Below are 21,459 nucleotides of genomic sequence, written 5' to 3'. Positions count from 1 at the left end.
TGGTCCTCACACGATGCGCGCGCCATTGGCGTCAAAGTAAAATGGTTTGTCGGGGCGGATTGGCAGGGCGTCACCCGGTCGTAGCGGCGTATGCGCGTCCGTCACGGTGACAAGATCATGGTCGCGAAAATTCAGGTGCAGTCGTGTCTGGTCGCCCAGATGTTCGACACGCCGCACCACGCTGTCCTGCCCTTCGCCTTGCACGATCTGCTCGGGCCGCAGGCCGATGAACCGCGCGCCATCCGGGGCCGTCCCAAAAAGGTCTGCAGGCAGGATGTTGATGCGCGGCTGGCCAAGGCGGCCCGCAGCATAGATGCTGACCGGGTTCTCGTAGACCTCGCGCGGGGGGCCGAACTGCACCAGTCGCCCTTGGTCCAGTATACCCACATGTGTGGCCATCGTCATCGCCTCGATCTGGTCATGGGTGACGTAGATCAGCGTGGCCCCTGAATTGGCCTGGATGTTCTTCAACTCGGTACGCAAGTCCGCCCGCAGCTTGGCATCAAGCGAGCTGAGCGGTTCGTCCATCAGGTAGACCGCCGGGTTGCGCACCAACGCCCGCCCGATCGAGACGCGCTGCATCTCGCCGCCCGATAGCGCGGTCGCCTTGTTATCCAGCTTGTGCGCGATCTGCAGCACGTTCGCCACCTCGGCGACCTTGCGGTCGATCTCGGCCCGCGGTGTGCGCAGCAGCGGCGATTTCAGCGGGAACGCGAGGTTCTCCCTGACGCTCAGATGGGGGTAGAGCGAGTATTGCTGGAACACCATCGCCACGTTGCGCTGCGCGGGCGTCAACCCCTTCATCGGCCGCCCGCCAATGAAAATCTCGCCCCGGTCCGGCACATCAAGGCCCGAGACAAGCCGCAGTGTTGTCGTCTTGCCGGCCCCCGTCGGGCCCAACAACACCACGAACGCGCCGTCGGGCACCGTCATGGACACGTCGTCCAGCGCCGTGGTCTCGCCGAAGCGCCGCGTGACATTGCGCAGGATCACTTCAGCCATGTTGCAGCACTCCGGCATTTGCTTCGGAGACCAGCGCATGGCCGCTCGATCCATCAAAGAGGCTCAGCTTGCGCGCATCAAAGCGCAGCCCGGTCGTGGTACCAACCGCAACCGGCACGGATGAGGGCAGCCGCGCCTTCAGCGGGCCATTCGGTGTGTCGAAGCTGACGATCTGGGTCGTGCCAAGGTATTCCGTCGCGGTCACCCGGCCACGGTAAGGTGCGGAATCGTCAGGATGAACATGTTCCGGCCGAACACCGAGGACCAGCGCACCATTGGCCTGCGCGCGCAAGGCAGGGATGGCAACGGCAGCATCGCCCAGCATCACGCTATCCTGCCCCGGCCCGACAGCGCCCTCGAAGCGCAGCGCATTCATCGGCGGCGAGCCGATGAAATTGGCCACGAACAGCGTGGCGGGCCAATCGTAGATGTCTTGTGGCGTGCCGAACTGTTCGACCACGCCGTGGTTCATCACGACGATCTTGTCGCCCATCTGCATTGCTTCCAGCTGATCATGAGTGACGTAGATCGTCGTCGCGCCCATCCTGTCGTGCAGCGCGCGCAGCTCTTCTGCCATGCGCTCGCGGAACTCGGCATCGAGCGCCCCCAACGGCTCGTCCATCAGGAAACAGGCCGGATCGCGCACGATCGCCCGTCCAAGCGCCACGCGCTGCCGGTCGCCGCCCGAAAGGCCACCCACGGGCCTGTCCAGCAGGTCCTCGATACCGAGGATGGCCGCAACCTCGGCCACCTTCTCGCGCACCTGCGCGCGCGGCATGCCCTGGCTGATCAATGGGTAAGAGATGTTGCGTCGCACGTTCATGTGCGGATAGAGCGCGAACATCTGGAACACGAAGGCGATGTCGCGCTGGCTGGCAGGTTTTTGGCTGACCTCCTCGCCGTCGATGAAAATCTCGCCCGAACTGGGCAACTCCAGCCCGGCAATCATCCGCAAGGTGGTGGTCTTGCCACAGCCCGAGGGCCCAAGCAGCATGAAGAACTCGCCATCCTCGATGGTGAATGTCGAAGACTGCACCGCGGTGAAGGCACCGAAGTCCTTGCGCAGGTTCCTGATAATGATCTGCGCCACGGGGCTACTCCGGAAAATGGCTGACGATGATGAACATCACCGTGCCGGCAAGGGTCACAAGAAAGGACCAGGTGAACAGGATCAGCACGAAGGGCTGCATCAGCATCACCACGCCTAGCGCGATCAGGATCGTCGCCAGCATTTCCCATGGTCCGCGACGCAGTCGGAAAAGGCCGCTGATGAACTCGCTCATTTGCGCACCGCTCCGAAGGTGATGCCGCGCAGCAGATGGCGCCGCAACAGGATGGTAAAGACCATGACCGGCAGCAGGAACAGCGTGGCGCCGGCGGCGACGGCGGGCCAGTCCTTGCCGCCGGTGCCGATAATCGTGGGGATGAAAGGCGGCGCCGTCTGCGCGATGCCCGAAGTCAGCAGCACCGCAAAGGCATATTCGTTCCATGCAAAGATCAGGCAGAAGATCGCGGTCGAGGCGATGCCGGTGGCGGCCTGCGGCAGCACGACCTTCACGAAGGCCTGAAACCGGGTGTAGCCGTCAATCAGGGCCGCCTCTTCGTATTCCACCGGGATCTCGTCGATGAACCCTTTCAGCAGCCAGACCGACAGCGACAGGTTCACCGCGGTGTAAAGCAGGATCATGCCGAGATGCGTGTCGCTCAGGCCGAGCTGGCGATACATCAGGAAAATCGGGATCGCGACGGCGATAGGCGGCATCATCCTTGTCGACAGGACAAAGAACATCAGGTCGTCCTTCAACGGCACTTTGAAGCGGGAAAACGCATAGGCCGCGATGGTGCCGAGAAAGACCGACAGGAAGGTCGAGCCAAAGCCGATGATCACGGAGTTGAGGAAGCGCGCGCCGTATCGCGACGGGCCGGTGATAACCATGTCGTATTGGCGCACGATGCGGTCATACCAGGTGGTGGGTTCGCCCAGAGCGGCCAGCGTATCGGGGGCGACCCGGCTGCGCGTCGTGAAGAGGTTGACGTATCCTTCCAGCGAGGGCTGGAAGATCACCTTCGGCGGGTACGAGATCGCGTCCGACGGCGTCTTGAACCCGGTTGCGATGATCCACAGCAGCGGCATGATCGTGACCAGCGCGTAGATGATCACCACGGTGCCCGCGATCCATTTCTGCCGCCGTGACGGCACGGTGACGGAAACTGCGCTCATCTGTCCTTCACCTTGTTGAGGGCCTTCACGTAGATCGAGGCCAGACCGAAGACGGTCACGAAGAGGATCACCGCATAAGCCGAGGCATAGCCGGTGCGCCATTTCTCGAAGGCCTCACGCTTGAGGTTGATCGAGGTCAGCTCGGTCGTGGACCCGGGCCCGCCGCCCGTCAGCTGCACGACAAGGTCGAACATCTTGAAGTTCTCGATGCCGCGAAACAGTACTGCCAGCATCAGGAAGGGCAGCACCATGGGAAGGGTGATGGTCCAGAACTGGCGCCACTTACTGGCACGGTCGCATTCGGCCGCCTCGTAAATGCTTGGCGGGATCGAGCGCAGCCCTGCCAGGCAGATCAGCATGACGAAGGGCGTCCACATCCAGGTATCGACGATCACGATCGCCCAAGGCGCCAGCCCCACGTCACCAATCATCGAAAAGCTGGACGGATCGGCACCGGTGAAGAATGCGATCACGTAATTGAAGAGCCCGATCTGCGGCTGGTAGAGGAAGGTCCAGAAATTGCCGACGACGGCGGGCGACAGCATCATCGGCAGCACGATGATCGTCGTCCACAGGTCATTACCGCGAAACTTCTTGTTGATCAGGTAGGCAAGGCCAAACCCCAGCAGAACCTGCAACACCAGCGTCCAGATCAGGAAATGCGCGGTCACCTGAAAGGTGTTCCAGATGTCGGGGTCGTGCAGGATCTTCTGGTAATTCTCCAGCCCCACCCACTTCACCGGCGCGTTGGGTCGGTTCGAGCGGTAGTTGGTCAGGCTTAGCCGGATCGTCCATATCAGCGGAAAGATATTGACCGCCAACAGCAGCGCGATTGTCGGTGCCACGAAGATCCATGCGATGGCCCGGTCCGACAGGCCGCGGATGCGGTGGGCAAGGACGGGCGGCGTTGCTGTCGCAGCGCGTTGGGACAAAGGTTCGGACATGGTGGGACCTTCCCGGGGCAAGAACGTGCAGTGTCATCATGCGCGAGGGTCAGGGGCCCCGGAAGCCCCCACGCGCCGCAGCAAGGGGACGCCCGGCCCGAGGGCCGGACGCCAGGGAGGATCAGAGCTTGCCGTCTTCCTTGAACACCTCGGTCCAGTCGGCGACCAGACCGTCAAGCGCCTCTTTCGCTGTGCCCTGCCCGGCCACCACATAGTCGTGGAAGCGTTTCTGCGAGGCTTGCAGCAGCGCTGCGTAGCTGGGCTCGGCCCAGAAATCCTTCACGATCGCCATCGAGTCGAGGAAGGCCTGTGCGTAGGGCTGGCTGGTGGCGAAATCAGGCGCATCGACAACTGACTTCAGTGCCGAGTAACCGCCAAGCTGCCACCACTTCGCTTGCACCGAAGGCTGTGCGAACCACTTGATGTAATCCAGCGCTGCCGCCTGCTTGGACGAGGCCGCGACAACCGAGATCCCCTGCCCGCCCAGCTGGGCGAACTGTTCGCCATCGGGGCCGGCGGGGTTGGGGAAGTAGCCGGTCTTGTCTCCGCCGACATTGGGATCGGTGTTGAAGCCGGGCCATGTGAAGGTGAAGTTCATCTGCATCGCCACCTGCCCGGATTTGAAGGCGTCCACACCCTCGCCCATGTAGGCGTTCGACATCCCCGGCGCGGTGCAGCAATCGTAAAGCGCCTTGTAGTATTCCAGCCCCGCGATGGCGCCGGGCGAGTTGACGAATCCCTCCATGTCATAGGGCTTGTCGGGGTTCTGGTACTTGAACCCGTAGGAATAGAGCACGTCCATCGCACCCATCGTGATGCCTTCGGAGCCGCGTTCGGTGTAGATGTAGGCGCCATATACCTTCTTGCCGTCGATCTCACGGCCCTGGAAGAATTCGGCAATGTCCTTGAGCTGCGCGAAGGTCGCGGGCGGGGCAAGGTCATAGCCGTATTTCGCCTTGAACTCGGCCTGCAGCTCGGGCCGGGCGAACCAGTCCTTGCGGTAGGTCCAGCCGACCACGTCGGCAAAAGCCGGCAGGGCGTAGTAGTTGGGCGTGTTCTTCGGCCATTCGGCATAGCCCACCACGGTGGCGGGGATGAAGTCGTCCATCTTGATGCCGTTGGCGTCGAAGAAGTCGTTAAGCTTGATGTACTGCCCGTTCTCGGCTGCACCACCAATCCACTGGCTGTCGCCGATCATCAGGTCGCACAGGTGCCCGCCCGAGTTCAGCTCGTTCAGCATCCGGTCGGCGAAACTGGTCCATGGCACGAATTCGTAATGCATCGTATTGCCGGACTGGGCTTCGTATTCTTTGCTGAGTTCGATCAACGCGTTGGCCGGATCCCAGGCGGCCCAGCACAGCGTCAGATCCTCGGCCTTGGCCCCCGTGGCGCCAGCGACGAACGCTGCCGCGGCGGCCGAAAATAGCAGTTTGGATTTCATCTCTTGTCCTCCCGGTTGAAGGGCACGGCTTCCACGCCGCGACTCGCCCTGTAATTCTATTACGTGAGGTGCGTACCTCATGGCAAGGTAATTGTGAGGTGCGTACCTCAAACGCCTTGCCTTTCCCGCCTTGTTGCCAGAAATTGTACCAAACGAGCAAAGATGAGCCCGGACAGTCCCGATGCGACCGACAACAAAAGATCTAGCGCGGGAAGCGGGTGTCAGCCTTGCCACGGTGGACCGCGTGCTTAACGAACGGCCCGGTGTCACCGCCGAAACCGTCCGGCGCGTCAACGAGGCGATCGACAAACTGGGCTTTGTGCGCAATGCCTCTGCCGCGATCCTCGCCCGGCGCAGGCCTTACCGGTTTCTCTTCGTCCTGCCGCGCACCGGAGACCAGTTCCTGGGCGAGGTCATTGCCCGCATTTCCGAGGCCAACGCTGCCTTCGCCTCGGAAATGGTCGTGGCCGAGGTCGTGCAGATCGACACGCTCGACCCGCACCTGTTGGCCAAGTACCTGACCGGCCTTGATCCGGCCGAGGTGGACGGCGTGGCGATCATGGCACCGGAATCACCCCCCGTCCGCGACGCGGTCTTGCGGCTGCCCGAGCGCGGGATCGAGGGGCTGGCATTCATCACCGGCCAACCCGGCACGCCCGCCGGCGATTTCGTGGGCATCGACAACCACGCAGCCGGGGCAACCGCCGGGCGTCTGATGGGCCGTTTCGCCGGTGGAGCAGAAGGTGGCATCCTTGTCGTCGCCGACACCATGCACGCACGCGACAGCATTGAACGCCGTCAGGGCTTCGACGAGGTCATCACGCGAGACTTTCCCCGGCTGACCGCCCTGCCCTCGCTGGAAACCTATGGCGATCATGCGCGCGCAAGGCAGATCATCGGCAACGCCATGCAAAGCCGGCAACCTGTGGTCGGCTTCTACGTCTTGGGCTCAGAGGCCCGGGTGGCTCTTGCTGCGGCCGCCGAAGTGGCCGCGCCCCGCCCGCAGATCGTGATCGTACACGAACGCACGCCCTTTACAGAGGACGGGTTGCGCAAGGGGGATATCGACGCGGTCATCGCCCAGAACCCGGGCCACCTGGTGCGCAGCGCGATCCGGACGTTGCGGGCGAAGGCGGGCCAAAGCATGTTGCTGGCCTCGCAGGAAAAGATCCGGATCGAGATCGTCCTACTGGAGAACCTCTGAGCGTTATTCTCCAGTCGCGGCCCTTGCCCGGTCACCTACGAAATGGCCGACAAGGGCCTTGAAGATGTCCGGCCGCTCGAAATGCACGTTATGGGCAGCCTCGGGCACAACGGCGAGGTCGGCACCGGGGATGTTCCGCCACAGCATTTCCGGCTGCGACCAGTTGTAAGACCGGTCATGGCTGCCCCATAGAACTAGGGTACGCGCCCTGATCCCCGCAAGCGCCGCACGCCCGTCCCAGCCTTCCCATGCTGTCAGGCTGGCCAGTGCGGCCTGAAGGCTCGCCTTGCGCCCCAACGCGAGGCATAGCGGATAATCGGCTGCCGCCTCGCCCTCACGGAACCACGTCGCGGCAATCCGCGCGGCGGTGCGTTCCATGCCGTCCGCGACAAATCGTGCGCGCGATTGCGCGATGGTTTCGAACCGGCCCGGCAACACGCCCTGCGGGCCGGTGCCGTAAAGGATCAAGGTGTTGATGCGACCGGGGGCAAGGCGCGCCATCTCCTGCACGACCATGCCTCCCATTGAATGGCCCAGCAGATCAAAGCTTTCGACGCGCAGCTCATCCAGCAGGTCCAGTACCAGACGCGCATGGCCCTCGACCGTCTCAGGCGCCTGTAACGCGGCACTGTCACCGAAACCCGCCAGATCAGGGCAGATCACGTCATGCGTGGCCGAGAAGGCCGCGCGCTGGGCCGCCCACATCGCGCTGCCGCCTAGAAAGCCATGGACCAGGACAAGCGGCGGCCCTGCGCCCTGCCGCGCGTAGGAAAGTTGCACCATCTGCGCACGTCACCCCATCAAGGGCCAGACCTACATCCGGCCCTTCCACGGCACCACGCGCCGCTCGACAAAGCGCATCAGCAGGTCGAACGCGAAGGCGATGATGGCGATCACGAAGATCCCCATGATCACCACCGGCGTCTGCAGAAACTGGCTCGCCGACAGCACCATGTAGCCCAGGCCCTTGGTGGCGGCGACCATCTCGGCCGCAACCAGCGTCGTCCAGCCAAAGCCGATGCCCACCCGCATTGCGGTCAGGATCTCGGGCATCGCCGACGGCATGATGACATAGCGCATGACCTGCCATCGCGACGCGCCGAATGAATAGGCGGCATGGATCTGTTCGATCGCGGCCGATTTCACCCCCGCGCGCGCACCCAGCACGATCGGCGCAAAGACCGACAGGAAGATCAGCAGGATCTTCGAGGTTTCGCCGATACCGAACCAGATGATCATCAGCGGCAGGTAGGCCAGCGGCGGGATCGGGCGGTAAAACTCGATCGGCGGATCGAACAAGCCGCGCATCAGCGGACTCATCCCCATAGCAAGCCCCAGCGGCAAGCCGATGACGCAAGCAAGGATAAATGCGCTGAACACCCGGAAGGTCGAGATTGACAGGTGTTCAAGGAACGGTGTGCCGGTAAAGCCGGTGTTCCAGATCGAGATGAACTTCGTCACGATCGCCATCGGCGGCGGTATGAACAGCGGCTTGACCCAGCCGATCGCGGTGACCCCCCACCAGACGAAGAAGAACAGCCCGATCGAAAAGGCCGAAAGCCAAAGCGTGTTGCCATGTCCCGGCACGCCGTAAATCTCGCCGGGCTTCGTCGGGCGTGCCCGCGACATCCGCGCGATCAGGCCGGGGCTGGGACGCGGGGCGCGCTGCGGTTCTGCGCGTGGTTCGACATGGGCGTCTGCTGCGGTCTTGTCGGTCATGCTGCGGCCTCCTCGTCGGCGAAGATGATCTTGAGGACGTCCTCGCGCAGGCGGATGAACTCGGGCGCGGCCTTGACCTCGCGGGCCGACTGGCCGTCCAGGAACTGCCGCGAAAACGGCAGGTCGAAGACATGGGTGATCCGGCCGGGGCGTGGCGACATCACGACCAGCTTGGTACCCATGAACAGCGCCTCTTCCACGCTGTGGGTGATGAAGAAGATCGACTTGTGGGTGTTATCCCAGATGTTCAGGATCAATTCCTGCGCCTTTTCCCGCGTCAGCGCGTCCAGCGCGCCAAGCGGTTCGTCCATCAGCAGAACGTCGGGGTCACAGGTCAGCGCGCGGGCAATACCCACCCGCTGCTGCATCCCGCCCGACAGCATGTAGACGGGCGATTTCTGAAATCCGTCAAGGCCAAGAAGACCGACGAACTTGTTGGCTGTCTCATAGCGTTTGGCCCGGCTGATCCCTTGGATCTGCAACCCGAAGGCCACGTTGTCGATCACGTTAAGCCACGGCAGAAGCGCGTGTTTCTGGAACACGACGGCCCGGTCGGCACCCGGCCCTTCAACCCGCCTGCCATTCAAGGTCAACTCGCCCGACGTCGGCGCAAGGAACCCGGCTATCAGGTTGAGAAGGGTTGATTTTCCGCATCCCGAGGCTCCCAGTGCCACGACGAATTCGCGATCGTCGATCTGAAGGTTGATCTCGCTTAGGGCGGAGACCGGCGGGCGCCCGTTGGCGGCCGGGAACACCACCGACACGTTTTCAATCGTCAGCCCCATCTGGCATCTCCCCAACGGTTGGAGGTGTCCTGCCCGGCCGAAGCCGGGCAGGATCGTTCGGCACTTACTTCGCCGCGTCTTCCGCGTAGCTGGCGTTCACGAAGCCGGTATAGTCGGACGCGACCGAGTCGATCCGGCCAGCGCCTTTCAGGAACTCGGCTGTCGACTGAACCGTCGCCGCAGCACCACCCAGCCAGGTCGAGGTGATCTGGGTCGACATCGGCAGCAGGGTGAAGCCCTCAAGAATACCGGGGACCTGCGCCGGATCGGCACCGGTGGCCGCAGCGATCTGCTGCACTTCGGGGCTGTCGGCCGTCCATGCGGCTGGGTCCTTCAGGTACATGTTGTTGACCCGGTCAACTTCCTTGAGGAAGGCGACGATCTTGTCGTGGTTGGCCTCGCCGAACTTGGTGTTCACCACCCAGCCGTCAAAGGTCGGATAGCCCCAGGCGGCGGTCTCGTCGGCGCCGATGATCAGCGTGCCGGTCTTGAGGATTTCCGACTGCACCGGCTGCCAGATCCATGCGGCGTCGATCACACCCTGATCCCATGAAGCGGCGATCTGGTCAGGCGGCATGCTGATGATCGTCACGTCGCCCTCGGCAATGCCCTCATGCTTGAGCGCACCCATCAGCGAGTAATGCGCGGTCGAACCGACCGGCACCGCAATGCGCTTGCCCTTCAGATCGGCCACGCTCGAGATGCCCGACCCGTTATGCGCGATCAGCGACTCGGCCTTGCCGATGACGTCGGAGAAAGCGATCAGTTGCAGGTCCACGCCTTGGCTGGCGGCGATCGCCAGCGGCGACGAGCCAAGCTCGGACAGCACCACGTCGCCCGAGGCCATGGCCGCGATGACGTCGGTGCCGGACGCGAACTTGCGCCATTCGACATCCCAGCCGGTCGCCTTCTGGATGGCATCTGTAGAGGCCAGCAGCTGCATCGGCGTGGGGTTGCCGAAATCGCCGATGATCACCTTCTCGGCCGAGGCGGTCCCAGCCATCATGGCCGAAGCCATGACGCCGAGAACGAGTTTCTTCAGTGTCAGTTTCATGGGTCGTTCCTCCTTGTCGTCTGTATTGTTGTCACTGTTGTTGATCGTCAGGTCGTGACTTGGGCAAAACCCCTCGTCACGTGTACCCCGTGCAACGCAGCTTGTCACTAACGTCCACGAGAATGCCGCTTGCGTCAAAGATTCTGGTGCCCTCGCCAAAGGAATCTGCACGACGCAACGAAACCATGCAGGCGCGCGGCCCGATGCCCGCCCCGCGGGCAGACACCGCATCAGCTTGAGATGCCGGGGAAAAGTACCGCTGTGCAGCGCCTGCGGTGATCCCACCGACACCTGCCAGCCAAAGTTGCGGAAGGACCGCTTTCGAGACCGCGCGGATGCCTTCAAACTGCATCAGATCGCTCGCCCCCGGGTGGCGGCGATACCATGACCGGCAAACCGTGGCCCGTCACAGAGGGTTTCGCAAAGCCGCCCTTGCGCCATTTGCCTATCCAACGCTCAAGGACTTGGTGTCGGAGGCAAAGACGGCATCATAACCGAACAGTGCCGCCGAACCGCCGGTGTGCAGGAACACCACACGCTCGCCCTTCTTGAACTTGCCCTTGCGGCAATAGTCGATCAGGCCAGCGGCGCCCTTGCCGGAATAGACTGGGTCTAGAAGGATCGCTTCCAGCTGCGCAAACATGCGGATCGCCTCCAGCGTGTCCTCGCGGGGAATGCCATATCCGGGGCCAACATAGTTGCTGTCGGCGACCACGTCGCCGCGCTGCACCACATCGGGGCAGCCCATTTTCTGAGCGGTCTTCTGCGCCAAGGCGAAGACCATCTCTTCCTGACGCTCCTTCGGCGCGCGCACGCCAATGCCCGTCAGCGGGATACCGGCATTCATCGCCTTGAGCCCGGTAATCAGGCCCGCTTGCGTGCCCGCGCTGCCGGTCGCCGTCACGATATGGTCTATCGCGAGCGCCCGGTCATTGGCCTGCGCAATCATCTCGAAGGCGCAGTTGACATAGCCAAGCGCACCGGTCGCGTTCGAGCCGCCGCCGGGGATCAGGTAGACCTTGCGCCCCTCGGCGCGCAGCTTGTCGGCCACGGCCTCCATCTCGGCCTGCATGTCCATGCCGCCGGCCCGCTTCGAGGTGGTGGCCCCGTGCAGGTGATCCAGCAGGACGTTGCCGTTGGTGTTGTAATTGGCGTCGTTCGAGCCGGTCCGGTCTTCCAGAAGGATATGGCAACCCATGCCAAGCTTGGCCGCTGCCGCCGCTGTCTGGCGCGCGTGGTTGGACTGCGTGGCGCCTTGGGTCATCACCGTGTCGGCACCCATCGCCTGCGCCTCGGCCATCAGGAATTCCAACTTGCGGGTCTTGTTGCCGCCAGTCGAGAGGCCGGTGCAGTCGTCCCGCTTGATCCAGATTTCCGGCCCACCCAGTTCTTTCGACAGGCGGTCCAGCTTTTCCAGCGGAGTGGGGAGATGGGCCAGAAAGACCCGGGGGAATCGCGCGAGATGCATGGTGCGTCCTTGTTGGAACTTGCGTAAGACAACTCTCATCCCGTCCGATTTGAATAGCAAATGCGAATATCTCGAGATAACTTGCATCTTGCGCAAGTTAGGGGGCGAAATGCGGCTGGAATGGCTGGAAGATATCCTTGCGGTTGCGGAAACCGGATCTTTCAGTGAAGCAGCCGAGCGGCGCCACCTGACGCCCTCCGCCTTTTCACGGCGCATCCAGCACATCGAGGATCAGGTTGGCGTCGAACTTTTCGACCGGACGCGCAAGCCGGTGCAGCTGCTGACCCATACAGCTGCGCAGCGCGACCAGATCGCCATGCTGGCGCGGCAACTCAGGCAACTTGGGGCGGAACTGCGCCGCGGTGACCATATGTCGGCCAACAACCTCGTCATTTCCAGCCAGCATTCGCTGACCACCAGCCTGACGCCCTCGATCATCAAGAACCTCAATCGTGACCGGGGCGACATCTATATCCGCCTGCGCTCGGCCAACCTTGCCGAGTGCTTCTCGCAGTTGCTGTCGCGACAGGCCGATATCCTGATCGTCTATCGCCTGCGTGAGACAGAGCATCCGATTCTCGGCTCCTACATCGAAAGCATCACGATGGGGGTCGAGGCGCTGATCCCCGTCCTGGCGCCCGATGCACTTGCAAATCTCGTCACCGGTCCCGACGCAACGGTGGTGCCTTATGTCGCCTATCCTGCCGAAGTGTTCCTTGGCCAGGTTCTCGAACGCAGCGTGATGCCTCGCGTCCGCAGCGCCATCGAGGCGGCCCCGAGGGCAGAAACCGCGCTGACGCTTGCAGCCCTTGAACTGGCGACCATGGGGATCGGCGTTGCATGGGTGCCCCAATCGCTTGCGCAAGAGAGGATTTCCGCGGGCAAACTGGTGAACCTGTCCGATTTCCTGCCCAGCTGCAGCCTCGAAGTGACCGCCGTCAGACTGGTCGGAAACCCCCGCCCCGTCGAGGTCGCCGTCTGGGAGCGGCTGAGCCACTACCGCCTGTCCGAAATCGCAGCCGGCGTCACACCGGCCTGACACCGCGGGTGCGGGGCGCGATGGCACTTAAACCGACACTGCAGTCGCCAAATGCCCGAAGTTGTGGCTTTTTTGTTTGGAAATTGCCCCATAGTTGTACCAGATCGCGACTTCGGACTGGACAAAAGTCCTGACAGAAGGAAGGAATGGGGCAATCAAAAGACGTGAGTCCAGTTGGCCTGCGTGAAAGCTGAAGGAGTGAGGACATGAACAGATACAAGGCTTCGACGGCGATCCTCGCCCTGATGCTGGCGACACCCGCAATGGCCGACCCGGCATTCATGGTTGGTTTCGCCTTCAACTTCGCGGGTGGCAAACCGGTGTCGTCGGGCATCACTGCGAAAGTCCTGTCAAGCAATGAGCCTGACAAGTTTGTCGGCGCGGCCGGCGTCAGCTACTTCTTCGATCATGGCGGCTATATCGGCGTCGACGCCGGCTTTGGCTATCTGTTCGAGCAGAACTTCGCCACCACACTGACCTACGATTTCCTCAACAATCGCCCGCAGTTCAGCCTCGGTTATTCGACCGTCTGCTAAGCACGAGGAACGTTGTGACGGCGGGGCTACCGCTTCGCCGTCGTCAGGGCTGTTTTCCGATTCCGCGCAAACAGGGCTCCAGCCGATCGCGCAACGTATCCAGCGCCTCGTTGGCGCAGGCTTCCATCTCTATGAAAAGATAGTTGAGCGCCGAGTACTTGCGGTAAAGGACGCCTCGCGCCCTTTCCGACAGCGCACCACGGCGCCTCGCAGAAATGCTCGCGCCCCGCGCGTGCCAGACGAGGCAATCGCTGGCGACGAGACAGATCTTTCCCTGTTGGCGCAGCCGGATGGAAAGGTCCTGAAACTCACCATAGCCTTCGGGAAACGCTTCTGCATCCAGGCCGCCAACCAAGTCGAAGACCTGCCGATCCACCATCGCGCAGAATCCGTGTACGAGAGGCGTCGGAACAAATCCGGGTGTCGTCACCTCGGCCTGCGCAAAGGCAGTTGAAAGGTCGGTCGGGTCGATGTCGCGAACGGCAAACGTGCCCAAATTGTCGAACACGGGAAAGACGTTCTGCCATGCCGCGTTGTTTGACATCGGGCCGACCATGGCGACATCCGGGCGTGTCTCGAAGCCGTCGCGCAGGCGATCAAGCCATCCGGTTGGCACAATTGTATCGCTGTTGAGAGCGACGAAGTAGGGCGCCTTGCTTTGGACAAGGCCCGCGCCCAATGCCCGTGTAAAACCAACCCGTGTTTCCAGCCGGATAGTCTCGATCCGTTTATCGCGTGCGGCAAGGCGGCGCATCCGGCCCACGGTTTCGGGGTCGCTGGCATCGTCGACAAGGATGATCTTGGCGATCGTGTCCGTCGCATGCCGCAACACCGCCGAAAGGCAATCGTCAACAGCCTCCGGCGCGTTGTGCACCGGGACGATGACATCCACCTGCCCCACCCTGCCGGCACGGCGGTTGATGCCGGACGGGGAAATGTTGAGCTCAAGCCGATCGTTGGACATCGGCGCAGGCACCAACTCGAGTGCCTCGGCAAAGTCGCGGAAACGGTCTGGCGCGGCCTTGCGAAACTCCAGAAAACCGCGACGGAAGGCCGTCAATGGATCTTGTGCGGCGGGATAGCTGTCACACAGTTCCGCGGCGACGCAGAGCGCGACCTCGTAATCACCACGCTGGCGGCTCAGGTCGCATTCCAGCAGCCGCACTTCGTCGGGGCGGTAATTGTCCTGCTGCAACCGGGTGATGTCCATTTCTGCGAGGTTGAGATTGCCGCAGGCAACCTCGGCCCGAGCCCGACAAAGCAGCGCCTCGGGCAGGCCCGGCTGAACCCGCAATGCGGAACTCGCATAACGGCGCGCGGCATCAAAGTCGTTGGTGTGCAGGCAAGCTACGCTTAGAGAAACCAGCGCCGGGACGAATTCGGGCGAGAGCGACAAGGCATTTCCGTAAAGTTCCTTCGCGCGCGCTACATTGCCTTCCTCGAAGGCAAGCGAGCCCAAAGCCACATGCGCCTCAGGCTGATCCTCGGCAAAGCGCATCGCGCTGGCCCAGGACACTGCCGCGCGCACGCGTAATCCAAGCGCCGACTCGATCTTGGCAATCATGGCGTGGGAGGCGTAATTTTCGCCATCACGCGCCTGCTGCCGCGTAGCAGCTGCCAGAGCTCCAAAAAAGCGCCCCTGATGCCATAGCGCACTGACTTCGTGGTCGCTGCCCTCGTCTCTCACCTCAAAGCCCTCTCGCGCCTGCCCACCGGGCCGTCTTTCCGCCACTTCGCATCGTGGCCGCATGGGAGGCAAGACCAAACCGGACCAAGCTGCGCAGGTTGCGGCGCTGATTGACAAGACCGGACACCCTCGGCATCCAAGCAACTGTTCAACGGGGGCGTTTTGCAAGCTGCCTTCGCGACAATCAAACCGCGAAAGGAACCACTTGTATTCTCACGTCCTCCTTTGTGAACTGACGATTTGGGCAAGCCGATGACCGGCAAGAGCGAGCCTGCAAGTTCTGTTGCGTCCAAGCCGCTGCGCGTCGGCGTTGTGCTGCATCTGCACTACGAAGATCAGTGGCCGGAAATTGCGGCAACGCTTGGCAATATTGACGATCCGTTCCGGCTTTACGTCACGGTCTCGCCGGAAAGCACGATTGCCGACGAGATCCGGCGCAGCTTCCCAGATGCCGACGTCGTGCGATTTCCCAATATCGGGCGCGACGTGGCACCGTTTCTCCACCTTCTGCCGCGCCTGCAGGACCTTGATGTCGTGTGCAAGTTGCATACCAAGCGGTCGGAAGGTAGCCACCTTGGCTGGCGCCGTTCGGTCATGCGCGACCTTATTGGCACGCCAAAGACTGTTCGCGCGCATCTGGACACCTTCGCGCAGGACCCGCAGGTGGAACTCTCGGGGCCGCGCAGCGCCTATCTTGACGGACCGGGCAATACGACTCAGTCGGGGATTGCGCTGGCAATGCAACATGGCCCCCTGCCCGAGCGTTGGGGCTTTTTCGCAGGAACCATGTTTTGGGTTCGGCCGAGAGTGTTGGCAAAGCTGCCAGAGCTTTACCCGGTCGACGTCTTTCGAGCCCATCTCGACAGCGACGGCCACCCCGAGCATGTCGTTGAACGCGCAATCGGGCTTGGCGTCAGCCAGCGTGACGCGCGCATCATGCTGTGGGACGGCACCGCAACCATTGCCGAAGCGCGCACAATCGAGGCAGAAGTTGACTTCGGCACGATTTACAATGCCTTTGACGCTACCGCTCCGGCCAACATGCCCGCCGCACCAAGGGCCGCGTCCGGGCCATTGCGCACCCTCTACGAGGCGCACACCGGGCGCATATCGGACAAGTGGAGCGGGAACCTAAGCCATTACGACCGCAACTTTGCCACGCTGCGCGATAGGCCAGTGCGCCTGCTGGAGATCGGTGTGCAGAATGGCGGATCGCTGGAGATCTGGGCAAAATATTTTGCCGAAGGTCGCGTCTTCATCGGCTGCGATATCGACCCGGCCTGCGCCCGCCTGACCTATGACGACCCGCGCATCAAGGTTATCGTCGGCGACGCAAACAGCCACGTCACACGCACGGCGCTGATGAAGCATACCGGCGGGTTTGACATCATCATCGACGACGGGTCGCATACCTCGCGCGATATCATCGCAGCTTTTCTTGCCTACTTTCCCTTGTTGGCCGACGACGGCGTCTTCGTGATTGAAGACCTGCATTGCAGCTACTGGAAAGCATTTGGCGGCGGGCTGGATGAACCGGCCTCGTCGCTCGCCTTCTTCCGCAGGCTGACCGACATCATCAATGTAGAGCATTGGGATAGTGACCAGACCGCCATCGGGCACCTCAAGGACATCCTCGTCCACCATCGGCTAAGCTTTGACCCCGCGATGCTCAAGCGGATCGGCGCAATCGAATTCGCCAATTCGATGGTCTTCGTGCGCAAGTGCACTTTCGGTCAGCAAAATTTGGGCCCCCGGCTTGTGCGCGGTTCCTTGGCCGAGGTTCAGACAGCCATGCTGGGGTTTGACGGCGACCTTTGCAGGCCGCCAACCGCGTTTGTCGCAACCGACCCGAAGACGCCAATGGTGTCCGATCCAGCCGAGCCGATTTCAATTTCGGTCGTTGTCGCATTTTACAACGGCAGCAAGTACCTGCCCGAGGCGATCGAGTCGGTCCTGCGGCAGACCATGCCGGCCGAAGAGATCATCGTCGTCGATGACGGCTCTGACGCCGACGAGGCCCGCTGGCTGGATGCCTTTGCGCGTGATGCGGACTTTACCATCTTGCGGCAGGCAAACCAGGGCCAGGGCGGCGCGCGCAACAGCGGCGTGAAACACGCGCGCGGCAGCCATATCTGCTTTCTGGATCATGACGACATCTACCTCGACACCCATAACGAGGCGCTGGCCGCGCATTGGCGTGCAGCGCCGCCGCACCGGCCTCGCCTCGGCTGGGTCTTTGCCAATTTCGACCAGATCGACCCGCACCTGACCCTGACTGCCGAGGCCGCATTTCCCTACCCGGGCCAGCCGATTCCCGAAGACATAAGCCAATTCCTTTCGCGCGACCTTTGCATGCTTCCATCGGCCTCGCTGATCTCGCGCGACGCGTTGCTCGAAGTTGGCGGTTTCGACCCGCAATTTGCGGGCTACGAGGATGACGACCTTTTCGTGCGACTACACCTCGCGGGATTTGGGGCAAGCTATCTGCCTTTGTCGGTCTATCGCTGGCGGTTTCACCCGACCCAGATGTCATCGACCACGCGTTTCCTCGAAAGCGCGGCAAAGTTCTTTCGAAAGTGGAACGGGTATGACTATGACACCCCTGACGAGGCTGTTCTCGCCCGCGCTCACCTGCGCACCCGCATGTTACGGAATATGGCCCGCCATGCAGAGCTAGACGGAAAAGAGAATGCTGCTGCCGCTCGGCATCTTTTCGACGAGATCGCGGGCACCAATGGATAACCAGCGATGATCCCCTCTGACGGGCAACGTTGCGCGCCATGACCATTCCCGCGGAGATACTCGAGCGCCTGTCCGGGCTGATTGCGCTCGATCTGACGTTTTACCGCGACGTGAACATCGACCTGCGGGGGTTCTCGGACGAAGCGCTGTACCTTCACTACTTCATGCATGGTTACCGCGAGGGCCGCCCGAGCAGCGCGCAGGCGATGCGGGAGGGTTTTCTTGCGCGCCTCACTCCGAACCGCGCGCTTGAAATCGGACCCTTCTGCAACCCTTGCCTGCGCGGAGCGGATGTCGATTACCTCGACGTTTTCACCACCGAAGAACTGCAACAGAAGGCGACTGCGTTGGAATTCGATGCGGCCGGCGTGCCAGACATCGACTATGTCTCGACCGACCGGACGATGAGATGCGTCGACAAGACATATGAGCTGATCTTTTCGTCCCATAACCTTGAACATCAGCCGGATCTCATCGGTCACCTCTGCGATGTCGGCGATCGGCTGGAAAGTGGCGGGCGCCTGGCGTTGATCGTGCCAAACGCGCGCTATTGCTTCGACGCCGCCCTGCCATTGTCCTCGATTTCGGATGTTTTCGAGGCGCATGCCGCAGGGCGAGATCTGCATACACTGACGTCGATCATCAATACGCGGGCCCTATCTGTCCACAACGATGCTGCCCAGCACTGGCGCGAAGCAGGGACCTTGCCCTTTCGTCCGACCGACCCAGCGCGGGTCGCCGAGGCGTTGACCTTCTACGACAACAACCGCGACAATTATAACGACGTCCATGCATGGCGTTTCGATCCACTCGCGCTGGCCGACATCCTGAACTGTCTCATTGCGTTGGATCGCATTCCATTCGGGCGGTTGGTCTGCAATGGCCCGGTGCGCGATCGGCTGGAATTTACCTTGACACTGCATCGCGACGCGCGGCCGGAGGCCTGACGGGGCCAGGGCTCTTGCCTCGACTTGGCAAACCTCAGCCTTTATACCGATGCCAGGCGATGGCGTCGTCGAGGCGGTCATGGCCCCAGAATACCTCGTCGCCGACAACGAAGTTTGGCGCGCCGAAGAGACCCAGCGCAACGGCCTCGTCCGTGGCGCGGTCCAGTGCCTCGGCGGCCTCAGCGGTATCGGCCCGGGCAAGCGTTGCGTCCGGGTCCTGACCCGCCTCGCGCAGGCTGGCGACGAAGTTTGGCTCGGCGCCGGCATCCTGCCCTTCGGCGAACCAGCGGCGATAGCTGGCGCGGATATAGGCCTTGCCCCAACCCTCTTTCAGGCCAAGCAGCGCGATGCGATTGGCGCGCTCCGCATCCGTGATCGTGTAGGGCGGCGGCATCGACACGCTCAGCCCGAACGCCGCGGCCCGACGCTCGATGTCGCGCCACATATAGGCGAGCTTCGCAGGCTTGTCGGCAAAGGGAATGCTGTTCATCGCAAGCAGTACCTTGCGCAAGTTGAATGGCCGCCAATTGAAGTGAATGCCGGTTTCCGCCTCGACCGTATCGAGGCGCATGACCGGGAAGTAGGTATAGGTACTGCCGATCGCGAACCAGAAATCGATGGCCATGGAGTGCCCTCCGTAGCTGTCTGTTGCATCTGCCAACCCCACCCTATCACGCAGGCGGCAAAGTGCCCATCAAGGCGGTGCTCTTCGCTAAACGACACCTTCACCTTCTGCGGTCTTAGATCCTGTCATGGCGAAAGCCATATGATTTGCGCAGACGTTCTGCCTGTCGGGTGGTGGCGCGGCGCTGCCTTTGGCCCTGCCGCTCGGCGCGGGACTGCGCGACATTGCGCAACAGGTCGGCACATTTGCCCGGCAGGCGCGTGCCAAACGGGACCGCGCCCCGCAGCAGTGCCGTCAGCCGTGGCGCCATGTCTACAAACAGCGGGTCTTCCAACGAAACGAATGCCGCGGCACTGCCGCGCTGCCCCTGCCGCGCGGTCCGTCCAATCAATTGGCGGTCGATCCGCGCAGAGGTATGAAATTCGGTCAGGATGACATGCAGCCCGCCCCTCGCTTCGACCGCCGGCGAGACCGGGATATCGGTGCCGCGCCCGGCCATGTTGGTGGCGACGGTGATCTGCCCCGCGGTCCCGGCCTGCGCCACGATTTCGGCCTCTTGCGCGTCCTGACGGGCATTCAGAACGACATGTGCCAGCCCTTCCGCCTTGAGCAGGTCCGACAGGTATTCGGAGGCCGCGACCGATCTTGTGCCAATCAATACTGGCCGGCCCTGCCCTGCGATCCGGCCCGCCTCACGCGCCACCGCACGCCAACGTGCGGCAGAGGTCCGATAAAGCCTGATCGAACGAAACCGCAGCCGCATCCGGCGGTGGGTGGGCAGACGCAGCACGGCGCGACCATAGCTGGTGCGCAGCTCCGGCGCGATTTCGCGCGCAGTGCCGGTCATGCCCGCAAACCACAAGAAGCGATTGAAGAAAGCCTGATAGGTGATTTGTGCCAGCGTTTCGCGGTCGGCAGAGCGCGCCACCTCTTCCTTGGCCTCGATCATCTGGTGCAGCCCTTGCTGCCATTGCCGGTCCGGCATCACCCGGCCGGTATATTCGTCGATGATCTCGATCCCGTCAGGGGTGAGAATATACTGATCGTCACGGTGGTAGAAATGCAGCGCCGACAGCGCATGGCCCAGCATGTCGCGCCGCGCCGTTTCGCTGGCCAGGGCCGGTTCTGTCGTCTGCCATCCTGCAATCAATGGATCGACCGCCGGCAGCAATTCGACCCGGCGTGTCCTGCCATGCAGCCGGAAGTGCAGATCGGCCTGCAAGGACGCCGCGAAATGCAGCATCAGTCGCTCGGCCCGGCCGCGCGTCTCGCCATCCTGACGCTCGGCGGTGATGATAAGGGGCGTCTGCGCCTCGTCGATCAGCACTGAATCGACCTCGTCCAGTACGGCAAATCCCAGCCCTCGGCCAAGGTTGCGCGGCGCGCGGCCAAACTTGCCGCCAAGCCGGGCCTGCGCCAGTTCGGCCAGCGCACTGCGATCCGCCCCATGCGCCACCCGGTCGCGCAGGTAATCGAACGTAAGACTGGTATTTGTGGTGAAGACGACATCGGTGTCGTGCGCCCCGGCGCGCAGATGTGGGGCGACGTCCTCGGTAATGGCCGCCGAGGTCAGCCCGAACGCGTCCAGCACCGGGCGCAGGATCTTGTGATCGCGGGCCGAGAGATAATCGTTCACGGTCACGATATGGACCGGAAACCGCATCGAGGCGGCGATGACGGCCGGGACAAGCACTGTCACCGTCTTGCCTTCGCCGGTCGCCATCTCGACGATCCGGCCGCGCAACAGGGCCAGCCCTGCAGTGATTTGCACCGGATGCAGCCAGAGGCCGAGTTTGCGGCGGGTCATCTCGCGCACGATCGCTGCTGCGCGCCACAAGGGCGGGCCCTGCACGCCATGGCGCAGCAACCATTGCGCGGCTGTGGTCAGCCCCTCGCGCAGCGCTGCATCCTCGGCCCCTCGCCACCGCGCCGCCTGCCGTGCCACGGCCAAGTATTCGATCCGCTCGAACAGCCCCGGGCGACGGTCGGCGCGCGACAGCCGTGACAGCACCTGGCGCACCACCCGGTCGGATGGTTTCACCTCG

General features: G+C 62.7%; 19 protein-coding genes. 5 read left to right on the top strand and 14 right to left on the bottom strand.

All coding sequences use genetic code 11. The annotated features are described in order from the left end of the window. Positions 1-6: 6 nt before the first annotated feature. The 6 genes from GC146_RS12030 to GC146_RS12005 all read right to left on the bottom strand — a co-directional run bounded on the left by GC146_RS12030 (position 7) and on the right by GC146_RS12005 (position 5,608). Positions 7-1,002 carry an ABC transporter ATP-binding protein gene (locus tag GC146_RS12030; RefSeq protein ID WP_291838766.1) on the bottom strand — a complete coding sequence of 332 codons (996 nt, stop codon included), beginning with the start codon at positions 1,000-1,002 and terminating at the stop codon, positions 7-9. Continuing rightward, a complete protein-coding gene (locus GC146_RS12025; protein ID WP_291838763.1) occupies positions 995-2,092 on the bottom strand; it encodes an ABC transporter ATP-binding protein in 1,098 nt (365 codons plus the stop codon). The genes GC146_RS12030 and GC146_RS12025 overlap by 8 nt, the downstream gene beginning before the upstream one ends. A gap of 4 nt (positions 2,093-2,096) precedes the next feature. Then, the gene (locus GC146_RS12020) at positions 2,097-2,285 is read right to left on the bottom strand and encodes a hypothetical protein (RefSeq protein ID WP_291838761.1); all 189 of its coding nucleotides are present in this window, start codon (positions 2,283-2,285) and stop codon (positions 2,097-2,099) included. After that, on the bottom strand, positions 2,282-3,223 hold the full coding sequence (locus GC146_RS12015; RefSeq protein WP_291838758.1) for a carbohydrate ABC transporter permease: 942 nt from the start codon (positions 3,221-3,223) through the stop codon (positions 2,282-2,284). Before GC146_RS12015 ends, GC146_RS12020 begins: the two co-directional genes overlap by 4 nt. Next, a complete protein-coding gene (locus GC146_RS12010) occupies positions 3,220-4,167 on the bottom strand; it encodes a sugar ABC transporter permease (RefSeq protein ID WP_291838755.1) in 948 nt (315 codons plus the stop codon). The genes GC146_RS12015 and GC146_RS12010 overlap by 4 nt, the downstream gene beginning before the upstream one ends. A gap of 121 nt (positions 4,168-4,288) precedes the next feature. Further along, positions 4,289-5,608 (bottom strand): extracellular solute-binding protein, encoded by a 1,320-nt coding sequence (locus GC146_RS12005; RefSeq protein WP_291838753.1) that lies wholly within the window; start codon positions 5,606-5,608, stop codon positions 4,289-4,291. 181 nt (positions 5,609-5,789) lie between these two features. Here GC146_RS12005 and GC146_RS12000 point away from each other — a divergent pair, with 181 nt between their 5' ends. Beyond that, positions 5,790-6,812, top strand: coding sequence for a LacI family DNA-binding transcriptional regulator (locus tag GC146_RS12000; RefSeq protein ID WP_291838750.1), 1,023 nt, complete (start codon positions 5,790-5,792; stop codon positions 6,810-6,812). Between the two features lie 3 nt (positions 6,813-6,815). On the opposite strand, the gene GC146_RS11995 is transcribed toward GC146_RS12000, so the two are convergent. From GC146_RS11995 to GC146_RS11975, 5 genes are all read right to left on the bottom strand, one after another. Continuing rightward, the gene (locus GC146_RS11995; RefSeq protein WP_291838748.1) at positions 6,816-7,595 is read right to left on the bottom strand and encodes an alpha/beta hydrolase; all 780 of its coding nucleotides are present in this window, start codon (positions 7,593-7,595) and stop codon (positions 6,816-6,818) included. A gap of 30 nt (positions 7,596-7,625) precedes the next feature. Then, positions 7,626-8,531: an ABC transporter permease subunit gene (locus GC146_RS11990; protein ID WP_291838745.1), complete on the bottom strand. Its 906-nt coding sequence runs from the start codon at positions 8,529-8,531 to the stop codon at positions 7,626-7,628. Next, positions 8,528-9,316, bottom strand: coding sequence for an ATP-binding cassette domain-containing protein (locus tag GC146_RS11985; RefSeq protein ID WP_291838742.1), 789 nt, complete (start codon positions 9,314-9,316; stop codon positions 8,528-8,530). The genes GC146_RS11990 and GC146_RS11985 overlap by 4 nt, the downstream gene beginning before the upstream one ends. A 64-nt stretch (positions 9,317-9,380) precedes the next feature. Continuing rightward, a complete protein-coding gene (locus GC146_RS11980) occupies positions 9,381-10,370 on the bottom strand; it encodes an ABC transporter substrate-binding protein (RefSeq protein WP_291838740.1) in 990 nt (329 codons plus the stop codon). Between the two features lie 445 nt (positions 10,371-10,815). Next, positions 10,816-11,838, bottom strand: a complete 1,023-nt coding sequence (locus GC146_RS11975) for a D-cysteine desulfhydrase (RefSeq protein WP_291838737.1) — start codon at positions 11,836-11,838, stop codon at positions 10,816-10,818. A gap of 88 nt (positions 11,839-11,926) precedes the next feature. On the opposite strand from GC146_RS11975, the gene GC146_RS11970 reads away from it, so the two are divergent. Then, positions 11,927-12,877, top strand: coding sequence for a LysR family transcriptional regulator (locus tag GC146_RS11970; RefSeq protein ID WP_291838735.1), 951 nt, complete (start codon positions 11,927-11,929; stop codon positions 12,875-12,877). A 206-nt stretch (positions 12,878-13,083) separates the two neighbouring features. Continuing rightward, positions 13,084-13,413 (top strand): hypothetical protein, encoded by a 330-nt coding sequence (locus GC146_RS11965; RefSeq protein ID WP_291838732.1) that lies wholly within the window; start codon positions 13,084-13,086, stop codon positions 13,411-13,413. A 43-nt stretch (positions 13,414-13,456) separates the two neighbouring features. Here GC146_RS11965 and GC146_RS11960 read toward each other — a convergent pair whose 3' ends face one another. Next, complete coding sequence (locus tag GC146_RS11960; RefSeq protein WP_291838729.1) at positions 13,457-14,977, bottom strand: glycosyltransferase; 1,521 nt, start codon at positions 14,975-14,977, stop codon at positions 13,457-13,459. Between the two features lie 375 nt (positions 14,978-15,352). Between GC146_RS11960 and GC146_RS11955 the strand changes: the two genes are divergently transcribed. Then, positions 15,353-17,842: a glycosyltransferase gene (locus GC146_RS11955; protein ID WP_291838726.1), complete on the top strand. Its 2,490-nt coding sequence runs from the start codon at positions 15,353-15,355 to the stop codon at positions 17,840-17,842. 38 nt (positions 17,843-17,880) lie between these two features. After that, the gene (locus tag GC146_RS11950; protein ID WP_291838723.1) at positions 17,881-18,789 is read left to right on the top strand and encodes a hypothetical protein; all 909 of its coding nucleotides are present in this window, start codon (positions 17,881-17,883) and stop codon (positions 18,787-18,789) included. Between the two features lie 34 nt (positions 18,790-18,823). Here GC146_RS11950 and GC146_RS11945 read toward each other — a convergent pair whose 3' ends face one another. Beyond that, positions 18,824-19,414 carry a 2-hydroxychromene-2-carboxylate isomerase gene (locus tag GC146_RS11945; protein ID WP_291838721.1) on the bottom strand — a complete coding sequence of 197 codons (591 nt, stop codon included), beginning with the start codon at positions 19,412-19,414 and terminating at the stop codon, positions 18,824-18,826. A gap of 115 nt (positions 19,415-19,529) precedes the next feature. Next, on the bottom strand, positions 19,530-21,455 hold the full coding sequence (locus GC146_RS11940) for a translocase (RefSeq protein WP_291838718.1): 1,926 nt from the start codon (positions 21,453-21,455) through the stop codon (positions 19,530-19,532). Positions 21,456-21,459: the final 4 nt, after the last annotated feature.

The sequence above is a fragment of the Limimaricola sp. genome, assembly GCF_016125575.1.
Lineage (GTDB): Bacteria > Pseudomonadota > Alphaproteobacteria > Rhodobacterales > Rhodobacteraceae > WGLM01.
This window is presented reverse-complemented; position numbering and strand designations above follow the sequence as displayed.

Coding starts and splice junctions, on each gene's coding strand:
- GC146_RS12030 (WP_291838766.1), bottom strand. CDS start 1,002: ATGGCTGAAGTGATCCTGCGCAATGTCACGCGGCGCTTCGGCGAGACC.
- GC146_RS12020 (WP_291838761.1), bottom strand. CDS start 2,285: ATGAGCGAGTTCATCAGCGGCCTTTTCCGACTGCGTCGCGGACCATGG.
- GC146_RS12015 (WP_291838758.1), bottom strand. CDS start 3,223: ATGAGCGCAGTTTCCGTCACCGTGCCGTCACGGCGGCAGAAATGGATC.
- GC146_RS12010 (WP_291838755.1), bottom strand. CDS start 4,167: ATGTCCGAACCTTTGTCCCAACGCGCTGCGACAGCAACGCCGCCCGTC.
- GC146_RS12005 (WP_291838753.1), bottom strand. CDS start 5,608: ATGAAATCCAAACTGCTATTTTCGGCCGCCGCGGCAGCGTTCGTCGCT.
- GC146_RS12000 (WP_291838750.1), top strand. CDS start 5,790: ATGCGACCGACAACAAAAGATCTAGCGCGGGAAGCGGGTGTCAGCCTT.
- GC146_RS11995 (WP_291838748.1), bottom strand. CDS start 7,595: ATGGTGCAACTTTCCTACGCGCGGCAGGGCGCAGGGCCGCCGCTTGTC.
- GC146_RS11990 (WP_291838745.1), bottom strand. CDS start 8,531: ATGACCGACAAGACCGCAGCAGACGCCCATGTCGAACCACGCGCAGAA.
- GC146_RS11985 (WP_291838742.1), bottom strand. CDS start 9,316: ATGGGGCTGACGATTGAAAACGTGTCGGTGGTGTTCCCGGCCGCCAAC.
- GC146_RS11980 (WP_291838740.1), bottom strand. CDS start 10,370: ATGAAACTGACACTGAAGAAACTCGTTCTCGGCGTCATGGCTTCGGCC.
- GC146_RS11975 (WP_291838737.1), bottom strand. CDS start 11,838: ATGCATCTCGCGCGATTCCCCCGGGTCTTTCTGGCCCATCTCCCCACT.
- GC146_RS11965 (WP_291838732.1), top strand. CDS start 13,084: ATGAACAGATACAAGGCTTCGACGGCGATCCTCGCCCTGATGCTGGCG.
- GC146_RS11960 (WP_291838729.1), bottom strand. CDS start 14,977: ATGATTGCCAAGATCGAGTCGGCGCTTGGATTACGCGTGCGCGCGGCA.
- GC146_RS11955 (WP_291838726.1), top strand. CDS start 15,353: ATGACCGGCAAGAGCGAGCCTGCAAGTTCTGTTGCGTCCAAGCCGCTG.
- GC146_RS11950 (WP_291838723.1), top strand. CDS start 17,881: ATGACCATTCCCGCGGAGATACTCGAGCGCCTGTCCGGGCTGATTGCG.
- GC146_RS11945 (WP_291838721.1), bottom strand. CDS start 19,414: ATGGCCATCGATTTCTGGTTCGCGATCGGCAGTACCTATACCTACTTC.